The 17,772-nt window shown below is 52.0% G+C and carries 23 protein-coding genes and 1 pseudogene; 7 read left to right on the plus strand and 17 right to left on the minus strand.

All coding sequences use genetic code 11. The features are described 5' to 3' along the window. The first annotated feature begins 192 nt into the window (after nt 1–192). Nucleotides 193–924, plus strand: coding sequence for a DUF3581 domain-containing protein (locus FFI61_RS08395; RefSeq protein ID WP_200369910.1), 732 nt, complete (start codon nt 193–195; stop codon nt 922–924). Between the two features lie 109 nt (nt 925–1,033). Here the strand turns inward: FFI61_RS08395 and ahpC are convergent, their stop codons facing one another. From ahpC to FFI61_RS08415, 4 genes are all read right to left on the minus strand, one after another. After that, on the minus strand, nt 1,034–1,597 hold the full coding sequence (gene ahpC, locus FFI61_RS08400) for an alkyl hydroperoxide reductase subunit C (RefSeq protein WP_200369911.1): 564 nt from the start codon (nt 1,595–1,597) through the stop codon (nt 1,034–1,036). A 136-nt stretch (nt 1,598–1,733) separates the two neighbouring features. Then, nucleotides 1,734–3,038: a TRAP transporter large permease gene (locus tag FFI61_RS08405; protein ID WP_200369912.1), complete on the minus strand. Its 1,305-nt coding sequence runs from the start codon at nt 3,036–3,038 to the stop codon at nt 1,734–1,736. Continuing rightward, complete coding sequence (locus tag FFI61_RS08410) at nt 3,028–3,522, minus strand: TRAP transporter small permease (protein ID WP_200369913.1); 495 nt, start codon at nt 3,520–3,522, stop codon at nt 3,028–3,030. The genes FFI61_RS08405 and FFI61_RS08410 overlap by 11 nt, the downstream gene beginning before the upstream one ends. 62 nt (nt 3,523–3,584) lie before the next feature. Continuing rightward, a complete protein-coding gene (locus tag FFI61_RS08415) occupies nt 3,585–4,595 on the minus strand; it encodes a DctP family TRAP transporter solute-binding subunit (protein WP_200202447.1) in 1,011 nt (336 codons plus the stop codon). A 200-nt stretch (nt 4,596–4,795) separates the two neighbouring features. On the opposite strand from FFI61_RS08415, the gene FFI61_RS08420 reads away from it, so the two are divergent. Continuing rightward, on the plus strand, nt 4,796–5,962 hold the full coding sequence (locus FFI61_RS08420) for an AI-2E family transporter (protein ID WP_200369914.1): 1,167 nt from the start codon (nt 4,796–4,798) through the stop codon (nt 5,960–5,962). An 11-nt stretch (nt 5,963–5,973) separates the two neighbouring features. Here the strand turns inward: FFI61_RS08420 and FFI61_RS08425 are convergent, their stop codons facing one another. From FFI61_RS08425 to FFI61_RS08435, 3 genes are all read right to left on the minus strand, one after another. After that, on the minus strand, nt 5,974–6,174 hold the full coding sequence (locus tag FFI61_RS08425; RefSeq protein ID WP_200369915.1) for a hypothetical protein: 201 nt from the start codon (nt 6,172–6,174) through the stop codon (nt 5,974–5,976). A gap of 51 nt (nt 6,175–6,225) precedes the next feature. After that, complete coding sequence (locus tag FFI61_RS08430; RefSeq protein ID WP_200202449.1) at nt 6,226–6,816, minus strand: HdeD family acid-resistance protein; 591 nt, start codon at nt 6,814–6,816, stop codon at nt 6,226–6,228. A gap of 139 nt (nt 6,817–6,955) precedes the next feature. Then, nucleotides 6,956–7,867 carry a lysophospholipid acyltransferase family protein gene (locus FFI61_RS08435; protein WP_227714739.1) on the minus strand — a complete coding sequence of 304 codons (912 nt, stop codon included), beginning with the start codon at nt 7,865–7,867 and terminating at the stop codon, nt 6,956–6,958. A gap of 430 nt (nt 7,868–8,297) precedes the next feature. Here FFI61_RS08435 and FFI61_RS08440 point away from each other — a divergent pair, with 430 nt between their 5' ends. Continuing rightward, a complete protein-coding gene (locus tag FFI61_RS08440; RefSeq protein WP_200202451.1) occupies nt 8,298–8,813 on the plus strand; it encodes a shikimate kinase in 516 nt (171 codons plus the stop codon). Between the two features lie 1,022 nt (nt 8,814–9,835). Here FFI61_RS08440 and FFI61_RS08450 read toward each other — a convergent pair. The 3 genes and pseudogenes from FFI61_RS08450 to FFI61_RS08460 all read right to left on the minus strand — a co-directional run. Further along, nucleotides 9,836–10,483: pseudogene (locus tag FFI61_RS08450) on the minus strand (glutathione S-transferase); the annotation flags it as partial. Nucleotides 10,484–10,528: 45 nt separating this feature from the next. After that, nucleotides 10,529–11,458: a LysR family transcriptional regulator gene (locus FFI61_RS08455; RefSeq protein ID WP_200369954.1), complete on the minus strand. Its 930-nt coding sequence runs from the start codon at nt 11,456–11,458 to the stop codon at nt 10,529–10,531. 83 nt (nt 11,459–11,541) lie between these two features. Then, nucleotides 11,542–12,567 carry a lipid A deacylase LpxR family protein gene (locus tag FFI61_RS08460; protein WP_200369917.1) on the minus strand — a complete coding sequence of 342 codons (1,026 nt, stop codon included), beginning with the start codon at nt 12,565–12,567 and terminating at the stop codon, nt 11,542–11,544. Nucleotides 12,568–12,886: 319 nt separating this feature from the next. On the opposite strand from FFI61_RS08460, the gene FFI61_RS08465 reads away from it, so the two are divergent. After that, nucleotides 12,887–13,063, plus strand: a complete 177-nt coding sequence (locus FFI61_RS08465) for a hypothetical protein (RefSeq protein WP_200202453.1) — start codon at nt 12,887–12,889, stop codon at nt 13,061–13,063. 293 nt (nt 13,064–13,356) lie between these two features. Here FFI61_RS08465 and FFI61_RS08470 read toward each other — a convergent pair whose 3' ends face one another. Continuing rightward, nucleotides 13,357–13,695 carry a hypothetical protein gene (locus tag FFI61_RS08470; protein ID WP_200369918.1) on the minus strand — a complete coding sequence of 113 codons (339 nt, stop codon included), beginning with the start codon at nt 13,693–13,695 and terminating at the stop codon, nt 13,357–13,359. A gap of 66 nt (nt 13,696–13,761) precedes the next feature. Further along, complete coding sequence (locus tag FFI61_RS08475) at nt 13,762–14,139, minus strand: GFA family protein (protein ID WP_227714785.1); 378 nt, start codon at nt 14,137–14,139, stop codon at nt 13,762–13,764. Between FFI61_RS08475 and FFI61_RS17775 the strand changes: the two genes are divergently transcribed. After that, on the plus strand, nt 14,044–14,271 hold the full coding sequence (locus tag FFI61_RS17775) for a hypothetical protein (RefSeq protein WP_227714787.1): 228 nt from the start codon (nt 14,044–14,046) through the stop codon (nt 14,269–14,271). The genes FFI61_RS08475 and FFI61_RS17775 overlap by 96 nt on opposite strands. Before the next feature lie 4 nt (nt 14,272–14,275). Here the strand turns inward: FFI61_RS17775 and FFI61_RS08480 are convergent, their stop codons facing one another. From FFI61_RS08480 to FFI61_RS08500, 5 genes are all read right to left on the minus strand, one after another. Continuing rightward, entirely contained in the window at nt 14,276–14,557 is a 282-nt protein-coding gene (locus FFI61_RS08480) for a type II toxin-antitoxin system RelE/ParE family toxin (protein ID WP_200202456.1), read from the minus strand. Then, the gene (locus FFI61_RS08485; RefSeq protein ID WP_200369919.1) at nt 14,554–14,826 is read right to left on the minus strand and encodes a CopG family ribbon-helix-helix protein; all 273 of its coding nucleotides are present in this window, start codon (nt 14,824–14,826) and stop codon (nt 14,554–14,556) included. The genes FFI61_RS08480 and FFI61_RS08485 overlap by 4 nt, the downstream gene beginning before the upstream one ends. A 132-nt stretch (nt 14,827–14,958) precedes the next feature. Continuing rightward, on the minus strand, nt 14,959–15,426 hold the full coding sequence (locus FFI61_RS08490; protein WP_200369920.1) for a hypothetical protein: 468 nt from the start codon (nt 15,424–15,426) through the stop codon (nt 14,959–14,961). A gap of 6 nt (nt 15,427–15,432) precedes the next feature. Next, nucleotides 15,433–16,446, minus strand: a complete 1,014-nt coding sequence (locus FFI61_RS08495) for a 5'-nucleotidase (protein WP_200369921.1) — start codon at nt 16,444–16,446, stop codon at nt 15,433–15,435. 110 nt (nt 16,447–16,556) lie between these two features. Beyond that, the gene (locus FFI61_RS08500) at nt 16,557–16,931 is read right to left on the minus strand and encodes a hypothetical protein (protein ID WP_227714741.1); all 375 of its coding nucleotides are present in this window, start codon (nt 16,929–16,931) and stop codon (nt 16,557–16,559) included. A gap of 160 nt (nt 16,932–17,091) precedes the next feature. Between FFI61_RS08500 and FFI61_RS08505 the strand changes: the two genes are divergently transcribed. Beyond that, on the plus strand, nt 17,092–17,337 hold the full coding sequence (locus FFI61_RS08505) for a type II toxin-antitoxin system CcdA family antitoxin (protein WP_200369922.1): 246 nt from the start codon (nt 17,092–17,094) through the stop codon (nt 17,335–17,337). Continuing rightward, nucleotides 17,337–17,654 carry a CcdB family protein gene (locus tag FFI61_RS08510; RefSeq protein ID WP_200369923.1) on the plus strand — a complete coding sequence of 106 codons (318 nt, stop codon included), beginning with the start codon at nt 17,337–17,339 and terminating at the stop codon, nt 17,652–17,654. The genes FFI61_RS08505 and FFI61_RS08510 overlap by 1 nt, the downstream gene beginning before the upstream one ends. The last annotated feature ends 118 nt before the right edge of the window (nt 17,655–17,772 follow it).

Genomic DNA, 17,772 nt, shown 5'->3' on the forward strand with positions numbered 1-17,772 from the left:
CTCAAATCAATTGATCCAAACTGATTGATAGCAGAATACTATTGACTGATTATCTTGAAACGCACTCAAAAACGCCTGATAGCGTTTCTGCCAAGGCGAATGGACAAATAGCGCATACCCATACGCGCCAGACCCCGGTACCATGCTCCAAGACGTTGTGGCGTTACCCATTGCACTCAGGACCAAGAGCACATGTTTCCAGACCGCTTTTATACAATTCAGGACGGACGCGTACACATCTCCGCATCTCAGGCCAGCCAGTTTGCCAAAGAGGTGGCCGAAGATTTCAACCCGATCCACGATCCCGATGCGCGCCGGTTCTGCGTTCCCGGAGATCTGCTTTTTGCCGTAGTGGTGTCGCGTTTCGGCCTGTCCCGATCCATGACCTTTCACTTCCGTGCCCTGCTTGGTGACGGTGTGCCCCTGGAATTCCGGGAAATCGGTGATGAAACCATCGAAGTGTGTGACCAGAATGGCAAAGTCTATATGGAAGTCACCCGCAGCGGCGAAACAACCAGAGATGAGCAGGTTATTGAGGAGTTTATCCGCTGCTACGTGGCAGCCTCCGGTAAAAACTTTCCTCACACGCTCAAACCACTGATGGAATCGAAGGGTGTGATGTTCAACCCGGATCGCCCCATGGTGATGTACGAAAGCATGAGCCTTGCTCTGGATAGCCTGGATGCATCATCACCCGAACTGGAACTGCATAACGCTGATTTGGAAGACAGCGGAAAACGCGGGAATGTCACCCTTGAGTACCGGCTGAACTCCGATGGCAAACCAGTAGGTGAAGTATCCAAGCGCCTTGTTTTAGGGGGCCTTCGCCCCTATTGCCCAGATGCCATGGCGGGTGTCATTGAGGAATTCTATCGACTGAAAGCCCGCGGCTCCCAGTACGGCGTTGATACGGTAGAAAGCTAAAGCTAATTCATACGCCGCAGATACAGAAAACCCCGGGAGACCCGGGGTTTTCTATCAGTTACAGGCCCTGACAGAACCTGAACTGTTCGCGTCCCGGTTAAAGGGCTGCTTAGATCTTACCAACCAGATCCAAAGAAGGAGACAGTGTAGCTTCGCCTTCCTTCCACTTGGCCGGGCATACTTCGCCTGGGTGGTTGCGTACATACTGAGCTGCCTTCACTTTACGCATCAGATCGCCCGCATCGCGGCCAATACCTTCTGCAGTGATTTCCATCGCCTGAATGATTCCATCCGGGTCGATCAGGAAGGTAGCGCGATCTGCAAGGCCCTGACCTTCACGCATTACACCAAAGTTGTTGGTGATTGTGCCGGTCTGGTCGCCAACCATGAAGTAGTTGATCTTGCCGATGGTCTCAGAGCTGTCGTGCCATGCTTTGTGGGTGAAGTGCGTATCGGTAGACACAGAGAATACTTCAACGCCCATCTTCTGCAGCTCTTCGTAGTGATCTGCAACGTCGCCCAGTTCAGTCGGGCAAACGAATGTGAAGTCGGCTGGGTAGAAGAAGAAGATCGCCCACTTGCCTTTCACGTCTGCTTCAGAAATTTCTACAAACTCGCCCTGTTTGAAGGCGGTTGCGTTAAACGGGTTGATTTCGCTGTTAATCACGCCCATGGATAACTCTCCTGTTGGTTCGTTTGCGTGTTGATTTATTTACACTACTAATATTAATCAATACGCCAACTTAAGTGAAATTGATTAAATTCAACCCGGCGATAGCATTTAACTATAATCCCGAACTACCTGGTCCTTACCAAGGGCCAACTACATAGCCAAGCTGTTCAGGAAGCCAGAGCGCGATGCCAGGAATCAGCATGACCAGCAACAGGCTTACGCTCATAGCGGCTATAAACACTAACGCCCACCCAATGGTATGTTCCAGGCGAATATTAGCAATACGTGTTGTAACCATCAGGTTAACCGCTACCGGCGGCGTAAACTGGCCAATGGCGATGTTCATGGCCAGCAGAATGCCAAACCATACCGGGTTCCAGCCAAAGTGATTCATCAAAGGCAGTACGATGGGGATAAGAATCAGATAGATCGATATGGCATCCAGCAACATACCGGCAATTAACACCAGCACCATGACCAGCCCCAGCAATACCCAGCCATTATCAGAGAGCGACAAAAGTGCATCGGCCAGATGCTGGAAGGTACCCAGCGTTGTCCCTGCCCAGGCGAAAATACCCGCCAGCGCTATGATCAGCATAACCACACCGGATGTCACCGCAGCATCAGTCATCAGATCAAACAGGTTACGGAAGCTCAGGTTCCGGTAAACAAGGGTGCCTACAATTACGCCATAGGTTACCGCTACCACAGCGGCTTCAGTGGGCGTGAACAAGCCGGAGCGCAAGCCGCCCAGAATAATAACAGGGGCAAACAGTGCCGGCAGCGCCGCTTTGAAGCTGGGCCAGAAAGGCGGGCGCTCAGATTCTTCGGGGTTTTCCCAACCGAATTTTCGGGCAAGGTAGAGGGCAGGCACCAGCAGAGACAAGCCCGCCAGAATGCCGGGAAACAACCCGGCGGCAAACAGGGCACGCAGGTCCACGCCCGGTACCACAATGGAGTACAGAATCAGGGCTATGGATGGTGGAATCAGTATCGCCGTAGACGACGAGGCAGCAATAAGTGCAGCCGAAAATGGCTGTGGATAACCCGCTTTGCGCATACTGGGCAACATAACCATGGCCACCGCCGCCGCATCTGCAGGCCCGGAGCCGCTCATACCCCCCATAATCAGGCACACCAGCACCGCCACAACCGTAAGGCTGCCATGCCGGGGTCCTATTATGGCCTGGGCAAAGCGCACCAGGCTGGCAGCCACACCCGCACGCTCGAAAATAAGACCGGTAAGAATAAACAGGGGGATCGCGATCAGCGGGTACTTTGCCACGCTGTTGTAGGTATTGGTGCCGAAGGTGGCAAGCATATCCGGAGACAAGCCAGATACTATGCCCACCAATCCGCCCAAACCCAGAGCTATAGCAACCGGGACACCCAGAAGCAGTGCCAGCAGAAAGCTGCCGATCATCAAAATATCAGGACTCATGAATCACCTCCGGGTCTTTTTTTCCGCGAAGACGATCAATGAGGTTTTGGGTCATGCGAATAATGATTGCAGCCGATAACACAGGCAACCAGATAACATAAATCCAGTTTGGTAGGCCCAATCCCGGCGACAAGGACTCCCAGTCGTATTCCTGCATCGCAAAAATACTTCCGTACCAGGTGGTAACGCCCATAACGGCAACACCCGCAAGCCATTGCAGAACAAAAAGCCCTTTTAACGCGGCAGGCGGCAAATAGTGCTCCACCAATTCAATGCGAATGTGCTGATTGTTGCGAGCCGCAACCGCAGCTCCACCGAAGGTGAGCAAAACCAGCAGAAACACCGAAAACTCCTCGGTGAACGCAAAGGAGGCATCTGTGGTGTAACGGACAACCACATTCCCAAGACTGATCAGGCAAATGGTAATCAGGGCAACGGATGCCAACCAGGCTTCCGGTCGGAACTTCGGGGGTCGGGACGGCATGAATACTCCGGTTCCGGTATCAGCACTCGCCACGCACAGGCGAGCGCTGAAACCACAGGCTATTACTGTTTACGGTTGGCTACGGCCGCTTGAGCCTGTTTTACCAGGTCTTCACCAATGCGCGGTGTCCACTTTTTATAAACAGACAGTGTGGCGTTCACAAATGCATCGTGCTGTTCCCGGGTCAGCTCGGTAACCGTCACTCCGCGATCCTTGATGGCTTGCAGTGTATCCGCCAGCTCAGCGCGGGATTTTTCAATTTCCCACTGACCTGCGTCCACCGCCGCCTGCTTCAGCAGCGCCTGGTCTTCTGCACTGAACTGGGCCCACACACGGTTGCTAACAGCAAACACCAGCGGGTCGGCCATGTAGTGCCACAGCGTAAGGTGCTCCTGCCCTACCTGATCAATTCGCGCCACATCAAACACGGAGAGTGGGTTTTCCTGGCCGTCTACAGCACCCGTGGTCAGTGCCGGCTTGGCGTCTGCCCAGCTCATTTGGGTAGGGTTGGCACCCAGGGCTGTAAAGGTATCCTGAAACAGCGGCGAGCCTACAACCCGAATTTTCAGGCCTTCCAGATCGGAGGGTTCACTAATGGCAAGCTTTGAGTTGGACAGCTCCCGGAAGCCATTCTCACCCCAGGCCAAAGGCGTTACACCACGCTTTTCAATGGCTTTGAATACCGCTTTGCCCGCCTCACCCTGAGTAATGGCATCGATGGCGGCGTTGTCCGGCATCAGAAACGGAAGAGAGAAGAGGTTCAATTCGGGCACCTGAGGCGACCAGTTAATGGTTGAGCCCACGGCCATATCAATCAGCCCGGAACGCATCGCTGAAAACTCTTTGGTCTGGTCACCAGACACCAACTGGGAGTTGCTGTAAATCTTCATGTTGATGCGCCCTTCCGAGCGCTCTTTTACCAGCTCAACCCATTTATCGGCAGCCTGCCCCCAAGGAAACGCCGACGGCAAAACCGTAGAGACCGTGTATTCATCTTTGTATTGAGCGTTCGCCGCAGAGCTGAGCAACAAAGTCGCTGCAGCAACAGCCATCAAAGAGCCAAATTTCAACATTTTGTATTCCTTTTTTATTTGCAAGGGAGAGCTCAAGGTGAGATGCCGATCACATCACAGTAGCGAGGATTATAAGAGGGGGTGTTATCGCGACGCAAAACAAAAGCGTTCTATTACAACTCTGTTGCTTTTGCTCGCGCGCCGCTGCAGCAGTCTACACTTAGTGGAATCTAAAACTGACAACTCTCTCAATGGACACTATGGCACGCGACGAACAGAGTAAGTTCAGCCCGAGTAATGCCGACATCAACGAAATACCTGCGAAGGCACTGATTGAGGCCGTAAACATTCGCAGCATATCGCTGGTTGTGCTCACCAGCATCGCCTCACTCTTTTTTATTAGCTGGGCCCAGGCCGTGCTGCTGCCACTGACGGTGGCTGTGCTGATCAGTTACGCCCTGGACACCCTAGTTTCAACTCTCGACCGTCTCAGAATTCCCAGGCCACTCAGTGCCGCTATCATTCTGGTTTCACTATTGAGCGTTATCGCGGCTGCAAGCATTCCCCTGCAACGTGAAGCCATGGCCATACTGGATAAAGTCCCCGTGGCCATTAGTGACTTTCAACGTAATGAGGCCCGGTCTCCAAAGCAAGAGGAGGGCCTCATTGACAAGGCCCAGGCGGCAGCGAAGAAAATTGAAGAGTCTGCTGCACAGGGGCAAAGCGACGACCACCCGGCACATCAGGGCATCACACCCGTGCGTGTGGTGGATCAACCCATGGATGTTGAAGAGTACGTTCTGCGGAACTCACCTGCTGCACTGGTCATGGTTTCCCAGTTTTTCTCCGTACTGTTACTGGTGTATTTCATTCTGGCGGTGGGTCCCCTGTACAAGCGGAAGATCGTCAAAATCTCCGGGCCTTCGTTTGGACGAATGCGCAAGGCCGCGCGAATCATGAATGATTTTCACCACCAGGTACGACGTTTTCTCTTCGTGATGCTGCTTGGCGCGCTGTTTGTGGGCGTACTGACCTGGCTGGCTTTCGTAGCCCTGGGAGTAGAGCAGGCCATGCTCTGGGGCGTGGTTGCGGGTGTTGCCAGTGCCGTGCCCTACCTGGGGCCTTTTCTGGTATTTGTGGGCACCGGTATTGCCGCCTTTATCCAGTTTGGCGAGGTTAATACTGCCATCATTGTGGCGGGTATTTCTTTGGCCATCACCAGCATTCAGGGGTACTTGTTAACACCCTGGTTAACCAGCCAGGTTTCGAGCCTCAACCCGGTAGTGATTTTCATCGGGCTTCTGTTCTGGGGTTGGCTTTGGGGCCCTGTAGGGCTGATCATCGCCACCCCCATATTAATGATCATAAAATCCCTTTGTGATCACGTGGTAAACCTGCGCCCGGTGGGAGAGTTGCTGGGCAAGTAAAGCGCCGGGTATTAGCCGGAATTAACGAGTATAGCCATTCCGATAACCAGGTAAATGACGATAAAACCATAAAACAGAAAGGGGTTTTCGTTTCGGTGGTAGTAATTGGTTTTAAAACCTCTGGTTCCGGCTGGCACCTTACCAGTGAGCAGCCCGAATACAGCCATACCAATGGCGAGCAAGCCAGCTATTTTCAGGAAAACCGGTGACATTCTCGCACCCTCTGTAATCCGTTCAGAAACAAGCCGGACAGCGCACCGGCTTTACCGAACGGTTTTCAGTGCCAGGGCGATCATTACATACGCCCAGCCGTGGAAGATCATTTCAATGGCAATCAGCAGGCCGATCACCCAGAGCGCGGACATGGGCCACTGAAAGAAAATCATGCCGCCCAGAACCAGCGAGACAACGCCAGCGAATACCATCCAACCCCAGCGCAGACCAGTGCCCTTCAAGTGGTAGCCCATTACAATCCGCAAAAGACCGGTCGCAACAAAAACGCCACCCAGTAACGCCGTGAGCACCAGGGAGCCAGCCACTGGCTCGGTTATCATACTAACGCCGGCAACTATGTAGAGCAGCGCTATCAGAACGTGCATCAGAATACTTTTCCAGCCCCGGCATTTAAACGCCTCAATAATCTGGAAAACACCACCAATCGCCAGCAGCACACCAAAAAAGAGCACTGTTGCAACCGTTACGGCTACACTCATTCCCAGAGCAACGGTTCCCAGCACTATAAATAAAATACCCAGCGCCAGGAGCCACCCCCAGTGCTTGCTCAAATCTCCGACAACACCCTGCACAACCATGAGTTGGCTTTTGGTGTAAACACTACCGCCTGATTGCGACATATTCTTCTCCAGCCTGTTTATTGACACTGCAAACCCGGAACAAAGCTAATACATCTATTATCATGCTAAGCTAACAGCATATTCAAACCTTTGTCACTCGCATACAGACATGGGGCTCACGTTGTTATCTGGTCACTACTCAATAAACTTTACTCACGCCCTCGGGGCGGGATTTAAAGCGCTTGTGCAACCACAGGTACTGATCAGGCAGTTTGCGAATAGTGTCTTCAATATATCGGTTCCAGACTTCCGTATCCTTGCGGCTATCGACCCCAAAACCCTCCTGTATTGGCGAGAACACCACGCGGTAGCTTCCATCAGGCATCCGAAGGTGGCTTACGCAAATAACCGAGGCACCGGAAACCTTGGCAATATAGCTCGGGGATGTAATGCACCCGGTTTCCACTCCAAAAAAGGGCACATACAGCTCGGTTTTGTTGCCGAAATCCTGGTCACAGGCAAACCAGACTTCGCCTCCCTTCTTCAGGAACGTCACCATTGGCCGCAACTCGCGCTTGGTAAACGGGCGAATACCGAAATGACGACGACGGCCCTTTTCGATCATACGGTCAATAACCGGATTATTATTAGGCCGGTATACATAACCCGGGTTGTTCAAGTGGCAGGAAACAAGCGGTAACGCGAAATCAAAAATGCTGTAGTGACCACCGATCAGTAGCACGCCTTTGCCCTTTTCCTGGGCTTCCCTGAGATGCTCCAATCCCTGCACCTCAGTTTTTCCATAACAGGGAGACATATCCCGCCACCATGCATGAGTGCTTTCCAGAAAGCCGCGGGTGCATGCTACGAAATTATCTTCCACCAGCTGTTTGCGGTCGGTCTCATCCAGTTCAGGAAAACAGACCTCGAGATTCCGGTTAGCGACCCGAGCCCGGGATTTAAGTTTGCGGCTCAGAAACCGACCCAGGCGCGCGCCAAAGCGTTGCTTGGATGCCATGGGCAACAAAGACAGCAGGTACAGCACGAATACGATCGCCCACGAGGGCCAAAATCGTGGATGCCAAAGGGCGGAACTCTTTTTCTTGGTCATTCGGGCCATACTTCCTTGCCTGCATATTCGGCCGATGAGCCTGACACAGTTCGCCCATACAACATAGGTGAGACTACGAATTAATTGGTTTCTCCACTATTTACTCATAACAACTCCTTTCCGTTGTTCAGCATAGAGGCCATACTGATATCGCTGCATAGCAGCTTGCATTGAACTTCAGTGCATCGATTATTGAGGTATATGTCATGAGTAAAGGACAAGACAAGAAAAAGGACACCAAGAAGAAACCGCTTTTAACTGCAAAGGAAAAGAAAGCGGCCAAAAAATCCAAGAAAAATGAAACAAATGTTCTAGGGAATTAACCCAGCAGGCTTGGGGTCAACCCCAGTGTGTTTACCTTCAAGCCGCCAACCTTTTTACTGGTAAGGTTACTGTGCTTTCGCCGCTGAATAATGTTGTCTTGATAGGAATGCCCGGCTCGGGCAAAAGCACCCTGGGCGTTCTTTTGGCCAAGGCTGCCGCATTGGGGTTTGTGGATACGGATCTTTTGATCCAATCACAGACTGGCAGTACGTTACAGGCCATTGTTGATGGCGAAGGCTACCAGGCCTTGCGCCGCATCGAAGAGCAGGTGTTGTGCAGCCTGGATGTGACTGGCCAGGTAATAGCAACCGGCGGCAGCGCCGTATACAGCGACCGCGCAATGCGGCACCTCAAGCAAAACAGTATTGTTGTATTCCTCGATATTTCTCTCACTGCGGTGCGTCAACGCATCGGCGACTTCAGCCTGAGAGGTATTTCAAAGCGCCCGGACCAATCCCTGGAAGACTTGTTTGCCGAGCGGTACGAGCTATATACCCGCTACGCAGATGTGATTATTCAAGGCGAGCATAAAAGCCAGAACCAGGTTTTGGAAGAATTACTCAAGGTCACTGCTGAGATTCAGCGCGACTTACCCGCCCTTCATAAACAACCGCATTCTTAAACTTCATAGCGTACTTACGACTTGAGACCGCTGGAAGCCAGCGCGTAATCAATCCCCGCACACACCGCTGCCACCTGTGCGGCATTGCATTGCTCAGGGGTCACGCTGGCGCTGTCGGGATAGACTTCGGTGGTGGTTTTGTAGGGAGCACTAGTAATACTGGCGCACAATCCCAGCTGTGTAAGCGGATACTGAATAACACCCCGGGCAATCACTGGTGAACCGAAGATCTCGCCTTTGGCATCAGCCGGAGCAATATGGGTAACCTGCTCCACCGCCTTGATCAGCGCTTGCTGGAATTCTGGCTGAGGGTTCTCGCTGTCATCCACCAGATAGAAGCCATCGGGAATCTCACCCGGCTCGAATGGCTTGCCATCCCGGGCTGCTAACGCAGGGCGAAACTCGCTTTCATCGGTATCGGTCGTCTCATGCAAGTCCATGTGCAAAACCACGCGGTCGCGGATCGGCTCCACCAGCTGCATAAGTGCTGCCGACTCCCCTGCTGCGCTGTTTTGATGGAAGGAGCGGTTCGGGTCGATGGCATCTGCGTTCCAGCGATGAATGCGCTCGTAAGCCCAGGGGCTAACACAAGGGGCGACCAGCAAGTTGATGCGGCCCGCGTAATCTTCCCCGTGTTGATCCACAAACTGCAGCGCGCCATGCACACCGCTGGTCTCATAGCCATGCACCCCGCCGGTAATCAGGACAACCGGCAAACCGTCACTCCAGTCGCGGCTTCGGATCGCCATCAGGGGGTAACTCTCAGAGCCATAGTCCAGTCGACCATACTCTTCCACATCGAAGCGAGAGCGCAGGCCTTCGATCGCACTCAGCACCTCGGCTTCATAGCTGCGTTGATGGCTCTGCCGGGACAACCACTCGGCGCGTTCTTGTTCGCCCCAGGGCGTGCCGGGGGTTCCGATGGGATAGGATTCAGGGGCTGTGTTCATCTTACGCTTATCCTCCTTTGGGGTGTCGCTTGGAAATATCACCAACTCATCGCCTTCCTGCCAGGGCTGAAACTTGACCATGGCCTGCAGGAATACCGGGTGCTCCAGCCAGCCTTTCAGCCATTGCTGCAGATTCGGATAAGGCAGACTGTAAAAAACGTCCCGGTCTACATGGGCGAACTGGCGTACAAAGGGCATGATGCCAACATCTGCGATGCTGATGCCATCCCCAAGCAGATAGCTATTTTGGGCCAATAACTTCTCTAACGCCTGCAAAAACACCTCGCCCTGCTGCCGGTATTCCAGCTGGCTCAATTCCGGGTGGCGATCGGCGTATTTATAGCGGTCTAACCAATGTTTGAATTCATTGTCGTTGCGATCGATCAGGGCGTTAGCACTCTCCAAATCGGTGCTTAACAAGCACTGCGGATCATTCTGCTGCAGTGCCCACTCGAGTATTTCCCGACTCTCCTCGATAACCGGCCGGGCAGAGCTGCCATCTGCTGCCAGCTCCAGAACGGGAACCGTACCTTTAGGGCTGATAGCCAGCATCTGCGCCGGCTTGTTTTTTAGCACTATCTCGCGCAGCTCCACCTTCATCTCGGCAAACAGGATTCCGAGGCGGGCACGCATGGCGTAAGGGCAACGTCGGAAGGAGTACAAGCGGTGCAATAAAACGGTGATAGTGTACCTCCAGGCTGAATGGACCAGGGCACACATTATAGAGGAATTTGCAGCGATCAAGGATTTGGCTGGCCAGGTGGCTCAGCCGCAAGGTGCTTGGTCCATAATTTCCTGCCCGCGTGCCTGCATCAGTGTTTCAAGGTGTCCCCGCAACCACACAATGCCCGGGTCACGGTCGTGGCGGTTGTGCCAGATGAGGTAAAGACTGGTCGGGTCCACTGGAAATGGCAGCTCGCCCAGCCACAGGCCGTCCAGAAAGCCGCAATCCTGAGTAATCAGCTGTGGCACGGCCGCAATCAGGTCAGACTCCCTGAGCAACTGAGGCACAATGGAAAAGTGGTTTACCGTGGCCGCTATACGCCGGCCAAGCCCCTTCTGATCAAGATAGCTATCAACAAAACCGTGAGCATCGCCCGATATGCTCACCAACAAATGCCGTGCGCTGGTGAACTCCTCCAGAGTGATCGGCCGACCCGCCAGCGGATGATCATCCCGCATCGCCAGAGCATAACCACTCTCTAACAGCCAGGTGCTACGCAGGCTGTGGTCGTGATGACTGAGCATGCCTATAGCCAGATCAACATGGGCCTCACGTAAATCCTGGTGGGTGCGCTCCATAGTGTAGGGTACCGCATGCAGATCAACCCCCGGCGCCTCCTGCTCTAACAGCTGAATCAACTGTCGCCAGATCATTTCTGTAATCACGTCGGTGACGGCTATGCGAAAAGTACGCTTTGAGCTGGCCGGATCAAACTGGGTGGCGCTAACCGCGTTAGTGAGCGTGTACATAGGCTCACTCACCTGGTCCCAAAGGCTAAGCGCATAAGAAGTTGGCTCTATGTTGCGGCCTTTGCGAACAAACAGTGGGTCGTTCCAGATCTGGCGCATTCTGGATACCGCGTTAGACACCGCAGGCTGGGTCATGGCCAGCCGTTCTGCCGCCCTGGTGATCGAACGCTCAGTCATTATGGCATCAAAAATGTACAGCAGTTGCAGCTCTTGCGTTCGCATTCTGGCTTCCCGGCAATCCGTATCCGGTAAGTCTGGCCTGAGCGTGGCTTCACCGCAATCACTTACGGGCATTGATTTCTGCATTACAAACGCTTGCTGAACACCAGGCCACCCCAAGCCAGGGTACGGTCGCCGGTACCCTGCTTGATTTCCGAGCTTTGCACGCGCAACACGTAACTCAGTTCGGTGCCTGCCACAAAACTGTGGGTGTATCCCGCCCAGACTTCCGCCAGCAGCACATTGAGGTCGCTGGCGCTCAGCTCATGCTCTGAGTCCCGGAACTGCCCTTGCAAAAAAGCGTTATAGGCACGGGCTTTGACCGATAGGCCTCCCCAGAAGTAATTTTCCCGCCCGCCGTGAGCCGCCACCCCCGGTGCACGCTCGCCATACGCCATCAGCTCCGGGTTGAATCGATTATCCGGCGACGAGATCAGGCCACTTCGGAACACCAGCGCGGCACCAAACTCCGTTAAGTAACCCACCGAGCCGAAATAGGTCACCTTGAGCTGACGGTCTGGCACGCTCGCATCCAGGTACTGATGGTAAGCGGCAGAATAACGGAAGGTAGGCTCACCGCCGTTTGAAATCTGATGCTCCCAACCGTTCGCCCGGTCGCTGCCTACTACTTTGTGAACCGCGTTCTGAGCGGACTTGAACACATCCAATCCGAGCATTCCCACCGTAAGCGAGGTTGTCCAGCCTGTGTTGCCGGCAGCCGCCCGATAGCTCTGGCTGGAAGACAAATACACAAGGCTGCTGTATGGACGGTCGTTCCTATCAACCGCTGACGCCTTGATTTCCTCTGGCGTAAAACCATAGGCACCAAACTCCAGGGACTGACTCTCTGGCTTTTCAACCTGTGCATCACTATGAGGAAGCACGAGCTTATCCAGGCTCTGGCTCACCCGAGCTGCCGGGTTGTTGAGAAAGTCCCGGGAATTTGACGAGTAGGTGACCGCCAGCCCGGCGGTGTAGTCCCGGTCGGTTTGGGTCGGAGCAAAAAGATCGTTATCGGAAGACACCGCCAACAAAGAGTCAGCAGATTGTGCCGGAGCTGAGAACGAAAAAGCGGCGGCAGCCAAAAGAGGTGTGATGTGTTGAAAGCGCATAGCCAACTCCGAGAAGTGATGAATCGGAACCAAGTTGGCTTGTATTTTTATGAAACTGCAGGAACAGGACTAATCAAAGCATCGTATTCAGTACATCACCCATAGTTATATATAAGCATTAATTCGTATAATAAAGCTCATTATCTGCCACTAAAAAACCCGTTAATTCAGCCAACACATCATTCTGAGTGATGTAGCCTATACCGTCTGCCAATTATTCAAGCTTGCTCCAGAGAGCCGCATACTTCGCTGCATCTGATCCCGGAACACCCGGAGATTCAGCGAACTGTTCAAACCTACTTACTCTGGAGATACAGACATGCGTAAATTTGCACTTATTACACTCGCCTCCCTGTTTGCCGTGGCCGCTCTGCCCGCAAATGCCAGCCTGGCTGACCGTAAATCAGACCAGACCGACATGGAGGAGGCCAAGCCTTCACCTTACAGCGGCCAGATAGTCATTCGCGGTGAAGTACAGAAAGAAAAGCTTGGCTGATTGTTCTGAATGTTGGTGGCGAAGCGCATGGTTATGCTTTTATCGGCCTTGCCGATGGGGGTTTGGCTTAAACAGCTTAAACCATGCGATTAAGCCAGCAACAGTCCCAAGGCCAAGGAATATAAAGAAATCTGCAACGCTGAATTGGCCAACGTTATACATCAGCCCCAAGACGACGAGAAAAAATGTCCCAATGCTGCCGGTAAGCCTTAAGTTCATGTTTAAACCCTTTCATGGAATTTTTTAGAGCGCAAGGCTGACGAGAGAGTGCAAAATGATGCTGAATGGTCTTGTTATGCATCTCGTATTGATAATACTAACTTTTCCATACTATCAAGAGTATTTGAAAACGAGCTTTCTATATCAGAAAGCGCCACCCTGATCATGGAGAGGGATTCAATACATTTTTGTTTGTCTAAATTACGGTTAGCCTCGGCCAGCTCACGCAATAGAGCATCAATAGACTTCACTGTTCCGTCAATATTGGTACTCCATTTATTAATATCGATAGATTCCAGGATCTCTGAAAAGTCTTCTTCCAGTGCTTCACTATCTGCTTCGGTTGGGCCTTCAAACCTTCCTGCAGCTAAGCGGAGTTCGGTTAATAGATCTTTGTATATAGTTAAATCCATCCGCTTTCTCTTGTAACTTTTTTAGCTTTCTTGCCTATTCCTTAGCTTCTTTCGTGTGATGGTAGGTCAAGCTGGCAGCCCCTCGAACGCTGGCACCTCCCCTAACGCCTCATCCCAAACAGCTTTGCTGGATGAAAAAATATGCGCTGTCGGCGCCATAGAGATTTCACTGTCCAAGCACCCTGCGGGAACAACAAGCAAGCCAGGGGTCTGGGTGCTGGGCAATGCTGAGCCACACAACTTACAAAAGCTTTTGTTATGACGAGTGCCTGGAAGCGTATACGAGGTCACAGCATCTGCACCTGTCCGCCAGACCAATTTAGCTGACTGCGAGAATAGATTTGCTGCATGAGCCGAACCCGTATCTTTTTGGCAATGCTTGCAATGGCACAGGTAAAAGCAATCGAAGCCCCCTGTTACCTCAAAGCTAGCGGTGCCGCACAGACAAGAACCGAAATGATGAGTCATCTGAATCCCTTCTATGGCCAGTGGAGAAATACACACAACGCCGAGCGCACCGGTGACTTTGACGCAGCGAAGCGGAGGCTAAGGCATCTGAGTGTCGCGCTTGGTTAAATTGCTATCGTTCACCTTCCAAGCCATGCCATACCCGAAGAATAATGATGGCGCTGGTATGAACCGAATATCGAACGACGTACTTGCCGAAAACCATATCTCGGACAGAGTCAGGTACCGGAGCCATTTCAACTGGTGTGCCGATTTTGGAGAAACCTGGTAGCAACTCGATCCTACCAACCAGTTCAGTGGCTATCCTGGCAGCTGCTGACGGATTGTGGATGGCGATAAATTCCCTGAGGCGCTTCAAATCTTCAATGGCTTCGTCCGTATAAACCAGTTTCACTTACCCGACCTCGGTGCATCCTGCTCGTTTTCAGTTCCCCAACTATTGAGCCAGCTATGAACTTCGCTGGCATCAACCACCTTACCTTGGGCTGCAGATTCCATTGCCTCCAGCGTTTGCTTCCAACGCTCTTGTTCAAGCTGTTGCTTTGCTATGTACTCCGACAATGCCTGATTGATCACCCAACCTTTGCTCCGGTGGAGCCTACTGGCGATCGCATCAAGATTTTTCTCAACTTCTGCCTGAAGGCGAACTGTAGTGACGCTCATGGCTGGACCCTCAAATTTGATGACTACAATGTATTACATCATAGTCGACAAAGGTGCGCCAAAAAGATTTAACGCCTTGGGTAAGCTACCGGTGCGGAGCGCAGCGTAGTACCGGTCAGCTTCACCCACTGGTTATGCATTGATGAGCTCCCGGTATTGTTCCGAGGGAAACTCGTGTTCAACCCACATTTCTTTGTATTTTTTCGGGCCGATGTTCTTATGGATTTTTGTCAGAACATCGGTTACCTGATCGACAAGGTGCTGCACCGTGGCCTCGCCCTTAAGCAAAACATCGTAATCTGATGAGGAGGTGAGCCCCCAACTCTGCCAATCTTTGAACCCGCGAGCCTCAAAGGCTATTTGGTTTTGATTTTTACTCACTACCAACTGTAGTTCTCCAGGCTCATCCATAAAGATTGCTTTCGCAGTCTTAGCCCCAGATCTCATTTCTATTGCAAGTTCTGCCAGATCCCGAAGGCTGTCATGCAAATAAGAAACGTCGTTCACTATCTCCCCCTCACCACCAGAAATGGTGATTTGGGCCCACCCAGCATCTTCAACGATATAGGAGATAGATAGACTCAATTTCTTTACCTGCATAACGCCTCAATCAGCCGACGCGTTGGCGGTCGGTTGCATTGATTTGTTAGCCTTTTTTTCTTCGAAGATTTTCCTTAACGGCGAATCACTTGGATACAGCACCTTTGCGCTGGGGACATCCAGAGCTGCTGTATCCAAGTGTGAATCCTGATCATCAAAGAAAATGTGTGGTTTAAATGCCTTTAAGAATCGACTCTTCTGCAACCCACCAAGAAAGAAAGCTTGGTCTATATAAACGTTCCATGCCCGTATAGTGTTCATTACTCTCATTTCAGCGGGGCTATTCCTTGCTGTCATAATCGCCAGTCGGACCGGAGAGTACTCGATTCTTCCAGGTAATCGCTCTTGGATTTTAGAAAGTTTTCTCAACAAGTTAGCGTGCGGGCCTTCTTGCAGGGGAACTTCTTTTTGAAGGTCTTCGGTTTCCCAAAACTTGTCGAGCCCTTCCGTCTGATTGATCAACTCACTTTCCTCACTAAACAAAACCGCATCAGCATCGAAAGCAAACCTTACTTGATCGTCTCTTAATTCATGTGAGGAGCTTGGCGGCTCCCTTACAATTGCCCCGGCACACACTTTACTGTCAACCACACTTTGCGCATCTGACTCATCGGTGGTGAGGAACAAATCAACATAAAATGCTTCTAAATAGTCCGAACTTGGCTCCCCTGCAGTGAAGGCTGATCGCGTGATCGCTAGTCCTCTTCTTCTTATTTCCTTAAGAACCCTGAACCCTGTTTCTGGACTATTTTTTGAGATTACAACCACCTCTACGATGGGGTCTTTATCGCCTTCAGCTTGGTGCTTATTCAAACCGAGCAACGCTTTAACTAAAGGCATCCCGGTGCCGTCTTGTAAAGGCTCATCCTCATGCTGGAGCATGTACTCTCGGTATTCAATAATCGCAGTTTCTGGATCTTCCGCCTTCTTTTCTCTGAATACTCTATCAGCCTCCGAGAGATCGAACAGTGCCGTCGCTGAAATTCCAATAACTAGCGTTTCTGATAAATCAATTGGCATGTATATTCCTCTCTAAAGGTCTAGAAGGCTAACGCTTAGGTAATCGGCACCGGAGCGCCAGCGGAGGGAACCAAAAGCGATACGCTTTTGGTGTCCGGTTGACCGCCTGGTTAGCGAGTACTCGCTTCAACATCAGGTTTATCCCAAGCCAACACACTGATGCAATAATTTACGCCAGCAATGAAATACTCTTTGATCTCCGGATTTTGACCGCTGAGAAAGCCGCCCCTTTGACGCTCTTGGTCTAGCCAACCTTGCCCGGCAATCTCGTACAACCACCCATTTGTAGTGGAACAGTCAGGCCAATACTCCAGCAAATCTCCCTCATCTAATACTCTGAAACCTGCTGGGGCGTCGAAAGTAATGTCCAGCTTATCACCGTCAATCAGCACAGTGACCGCCAACAGCTCTCCATCAAAGTCTACGTTGATGATCTCGACAAACTCACCGTCGGAGAGAGAACTTTCCAGAGCGACGACCTTCAACTGAATCTCCCGATCAATATCTCGCTAACGCCTTGGCTTTGCGGCGCACCGGAGCGCCAGCGTAGGTGCGTCCGACAACAGCCATTGGTTAAATGCTTGAATGCGCATCCGCATGCGCATAAACTGAGACCATCCATTAAATAGCCACTTGGAGGCTCAAATGGCAGAACTCTACAACGTAGCTGCCCCCAAAAAAGCGGCAAACCTCTCAGTCAATAGCGATCTGCTGCGTAAGACCCGTGAACTAAACATTAACCTGTCTGCTACCCTCGAGCGAGCGCTGAAAGAAGAGCTCTCAAAACGTCAGTCAGAACAATGGGTTGAAGAAAATCGCGCCGCGATAAAAAGTTACAACGACTTTGTCGAACAACATGGATGCTTTGGCGACGAATTCAGGGAATTTTGATGGCACAGTTCGATGTATACCCCAACCCAAGCAAGACCAGCAAAGCGCACTACCCTTACCTTGTCGATATTCAGAGCAGCCTGCTGAGCGAGCTGGCAACGCGAATCGTCATCCCCTTGGGGAACCGCTCCGCATTTGGTGGTGAAGCCATGCAAGGAGTCACACCTGAAATCAGCTTTGCAGACCAAGAGCTTCTGCTGTTAACGCCTCAAATCTCCTCTGTTTCAGAAAAGCATCTCAAAAACCCAGTTGGCTCTCTATCGCACTTTAGAGACCAAATCGTTGGAGCTTTGGACATGGCTATCACCGGCATTTAACGCTGAGCTTAGCGGCGCCACGTCAGTGGCGTCCGGTGGACGGCCCTCCGGGCCGGGAACGTACTACAGCGACTTGTTAGAAAAGCCATGGACAGCCATTCTCGGAACAGCCGATTAA

The sequence above is a fragment of the Marinobacter sp. DY40_1A1 genome (assembly GCF_016597815.1).
In the GTDB taxonomy this organism is placed as follows: Bacteria; Pseudomonadota; Gammaproteobacteria; order Pseudomonadales; family Oleiphilaceae; genus Marinobacter; species Marinobacter xiaoshiensis.